The sequence below is a fragment of the Phenylobacterium sp. genome, from assembly GCF_024508875.1.
Taxonomy (GTDB): domain Bacteria; phylum Pseudomonadota; class Alphaproteobacteria; order Caulobacterales; family Caulobacteraceae; genus Phenylobacterium.
Genome location: NZ_JANINU010000211.1, coordinates 1 through 3927 on the forward strand (window position 1 = coordinate 1; position 3927 = coordinate 3927).

The following is a 3927-nucleotide window of genomic DNA, read 5'->3' on the forward strand; positions in this document are numbered from 1 at the left end:
TGAACCAGTGCCGCGAGATCGAGATCAAGGTCAGCCAGGGCGCCAAGCCCGGCGAAGGCGGGCAGCTTCCCGGGTTCAAGGTCACCGAGCTGATCGCCAAGCTGCGCCACGCGACGCCCGGGGTGACGCTGATCAGTCCGCCGCCGCACCACGACATCTATTCGATCGAGGACCTGGCCCAGCTCATCTACGACCTGAAGCAGATCAACCCCGACGCCCGGGTCACGGTGAAGCTGGTGGCGATGACCGGCATCGGCGCGATCGCGGCGGGCGTGGCGAAGGCCAAGGCCGACGTGATCCTGATCTCGGGCAACGTCGGCGGCACCGGCGCCTCGCCGCAGACCTCGATCAAGTACGCGGGCGGGCCCTGGGAGATGGGCCTTTCCGAAGCCAACCAGGTGCTGACGCTGAACAACCTGCGCCACTTCGTGCGGCTGCGGGCCGACGGCGGCATCCGCACCGGCCGGGACGTGGTGATCGCGGCCATGCTGGGCGCGGAGGAGTTCGGCATCGGCACGGCCAGCCTGATCGCCATGGGCTGCATCATGGTGCGCCAGTGCCACTCCAACACCTGCCCGGTCGGGGTCTGCACCCAGGACGAGGCGCTGCGCGCCAAGTTCACCGGCACGCCCGAGAAGGTGATCAACCTCTTCACGTTCATCGCCGAGGAGGTGCGCGAGATCCTGGCCAAGCTGGGCGTGCGCTCGCTGCAGGACATCGTCGGCCGCACCGACCTGCTGATGCAGGTGAGCCGCGGCGGCGAGCACCTGGACGACCTGGACCTGAACCCGCTGCTGGTGAAGGCGGACCCCGGCGCGAACAAGCCCTACTGCACCGTCGAGGGCCGCAACGCCGTACCCGACACCCTGGACGCCCAGATCGTCCGCGACGCCGCGCCGATGCTGGAGCGGGGCGAGAAGATGCAGCTCACCTACACGGTGCAGAACACCGCGCGGGCGATCGGCACGCGGACGTCCTCGCACATGGTGCGCACCTTCGGCATGGACGGGCTGCAGCCGGGCCACCTGACGGTCCAGCTCAAGGGCTCGGCCGGGCAGAGCCTCGGCGCCTTCGCGGTGCAGGGCCTGCGCCTGGAGGTGACCGGCGAGGCGAACGACTACGTGGGCAAGGGCCTGTCGGGGGCGACGATCATCGTGCGCCCGACGCCGCACCTGGCCCAGCCGCATCGCAACGCCATCATCGGCAACACGGTGCTGTACGGGGCGACGTCCGGGAAGCTGTTCGCGGCGGGGCTGGCGGGCGAGCGGTTCGCCGTGCGCAACTCGGGGGCCACGGCGGTGATCGAGGGCTGCGGCGCCAACGGGCTGGAGTACATGACCGGCGGCACGGCGGTGATCCTGGGGCCGGTGGGCTTCAACTTCGCGGCCGGCATGACCGGCGGCATGGCCTTCGTCCACGACCCGGAGCAGCGGCTGCGCCTCTCGCTGAACGCCGAGAGCGTCGTCACCTGCCGCGTGGCCAATCCGCACTGGCAGGGCGTGCTGAAGGCCTTGGTCGAGGAGCACCAGCGCGAGACCGGCTCGGCGCTCGCCCTGGACCTGCTGCGCAACTGGGAGCGTGCGATCGAGCAGTTCTGGCAGGTCTGCCCGAAGGAGATGGTGGGCCGCCTGGACCACGGCCTGGAGGCCGAGGAGCGCGCACACGAGCGGGCTTAGACCCCCTCTCGCTTCGCGAGCTCCCCCAGAGGGGGAGCACCTGTTCCGCTCTAGATCCTCCCCCGCTGGGGGAGGTCCCGAAGGGGGAGGGGGTTACATCCCCTCCGGCTCGGGACCGACGTAGCGGGCGCGGGGGCGGATGAGGGCGTCGGCCTGGCCCTGCTCGATGGCGTGGGCGATCCAGCCGGCGCAGCGGGCGACGCTGAAGAGGGCGAAGGGCGCGTCTGGCGGCAGGCGCAGGGCCTCGCAGGCGGCCATGAGGGTGAAGTCGACGTTGGGGTCGAGGCCGGTGACCGCCTTCACGGCGCCCTGGAGACGGGCCAGTTCCGCGGGCGGGTCGAACCGTTCCAGCAGCGCGGCCGCGCGCGGGTCGCCGTCGGGATAGAGGTTGTGGCCGAAGCCCGGGAGGGCGCGGTCGTCGGTGAGGCGGCTGGCGATCGCCTCGCGCGGGCCGAGCTGGGCGGCCTCGGCCGCGAACTTGGCCACCGCCGCCGTGGCGCCGCCGTGACGGGGGCCGGAGAGGGTGGCGAGGCCCGCCAGCGCGGCCGCGGCCAGCGAGGCGCCGGTCGAGGCCGCCACCCGGGCCGCGAAGGCCGAGGCGTTCAGCTCGTGGTCGGCCACCAGCACCAGGATGCGGCGGATCAGGTCGGCGCCGGGCCCGCCGGGCCCCTGCCCCCAGGCCAAGGCCAGGCGGTTGTGGATCGCCCCGCCGCCCACCTCGCCGGCGATGGCGTCGGTCAGCACGTCGAGCAGGGTGGCGGCTTCCACCGCCAGCGCCAGCGGCGCGCGGCCGCGGGCCGGTGGGTCGACGGCCGCCCTCTGGGCCAGGGCGAGGAACCCGCGCGTACGCATGTCCGCCGCCGCCGGCGGCTTTGGCCGGTCGGTGCGCTTCAGCGCCGCGCCGTGGCCGCCGCGCAGGAGGCGGGCGACGGACTCCAGCGTCTCGGCCTGGGCGAGGCGGATGGCGTCGCGGCCGCGATAGAACAGCCGCCCGCCGCTGACGGTGGTGATGGCCGAGGACAGCACCGGCTCGCCCCAGTTGATGGCGCCGGCGGCCACTTCCGAGACCTTGCGGCTGCGCGACTTGCGCTGGACCAGGGCGGCGATGTCGGCGGCGCGATAGAGGCTGCGGCGCGGGTCGCCGGGATCGGGCCGCACGCTGACCCGCCCGCGGCTGACGTAGGCGTACAGCGTCTGCGGGCGCACCCCCAGGCGGGCCTGGGCTTCCTCGGCGGCGATCCAGTCGGTCTGCGGCATCGCATTCAGCTATACATTGATCATATTGATCAAGATTGACGATAGTATCGTGGAGGCATTTCTGGTCGCCAGCAAGAGATTTGGAGACCTGAAATGTCCGATGGATTGGAAGGCGTCGTCGCCGCCGAAACCGTCCTCTCAGAGGTGGACGGCGCCGCCGGGGTGCTGATCGTGCGCGGCCGCTCGCTGGACGAGCTGGCCGGCCATGCGACCTACGAGGACGTGGTCGCCCTGCTGTTCGGCGGGTTCTATCCCGACCTGCCCGCCGACGTGCGGGCGGCGCTGGGCGCGGCCCGCGCCGAAGTGTTCGCCGAGGTGTCGGCGCTGGACACCGGCCTCTTGGACCGCACGCCGATCGAGGCCATGCGCGCGCTGACGGCGCGGCTGGCGGACGGCGACGATATCGCCACGGCGTTCCGGCTGCTGGCCGCGCCGGCGGTCTTCACGGCCGCGGTCGTCCGCGCCCAGGCGGGGGAGGCGCCGGTCGCCCCGGACGCGTCGCTGAGCCACGCGGCCGACATCCTGCGGATGTTGCGGGGGACGCCGGCCAGCAAGGCCGAGGCCGACGCGCTGGATACCTACCTCGTCACCGTGGCCGACCACGGCCTCAACGCCTCGACGTTCGCCGCGCGGGTGGTGGCCTCCACGCGGGCGGGCCTCGGCTCGGCGGTTCTGGCCGGGATCAGCGCGCTGAAGGGCCCGCTGCACGGCGGGGCGCCGGGGCCGGTGATCGAGATGCTGGACGAGATCGGCGAGCCCGGGAACGCCCGCGCCTGGATCGAGGCCGCGCTGGCCCGCGGCGACCGGCTGATGGGCTTTGGCCACCGGGTCTACAAGGTCCGCGACCCCCGGGCCGACGCCCTGAAGACCGCCGTCCGGTGGCTGGACGCCCGGCAGGGCCGGCTGGAGTTCGCCGAGGCCGTGGAGGCGGCGGCCCTCGCCATCCTGCGCGAGCACAAGCCGAACCGGTCGCTGGAGACCAACGTCGAGTTCT

Annotated in this window: 3 protein-coding genes; 2 read left to right on the forward strand and 1 reads right to left on the reverse strand. The window is 72.8% G+C overall.

Annotated features, from left to right (window positions below; all coding sequences use genetic code 11):
• On the forward strand, positions 1-1676 hold a 1676-nt coding region (locus Q0L11_RS15345; RefSeq protein ID WP_296598368.1), incomplete at its 5' end, for a glutamate synthase-related protein.
• 93 nt (positions 1677-1769) lie between these two features.
• Here Q0L11_RS15345 and Q0L11_RS15350 read toward each other — a convergent pair.
• The gene (locus Q0L11_RS15350; RefSeq protein ID WP_296598369.1) at positions 1770-2933 is read right to left on the reverse strand and encodes a citrate synthase; all 1164 of its coding nucleotides are present in this window, start codon (positions 2931-2933) and stop codon (positions 1770-1772) included.
• A 93-nt stretch (positions 2934-3026) separates the two neighbouring features.
• Here Q0L11_RS15350 and Q0L11_RS15355 point away from each other — a divergent pair.
• Positions 3027-3927, forward strand: a 901-nt coding sequence (locus Q0L11_RS15355) for a citrate synthase (RefSeq protein WP_296598371.1), incomplete at its 3' end; no start/stop codon positions are given.

Excerpts from the sequence above, each read along its gene's own strand:
- Q0L11_RS15350 (WP_296598369.1), bottom strand. The coding sequence starts at position 2,933 with ATGCCGCAGACCGACTGGATCGCCGCCGAGGAAGCCCAGGCCCGCCTG.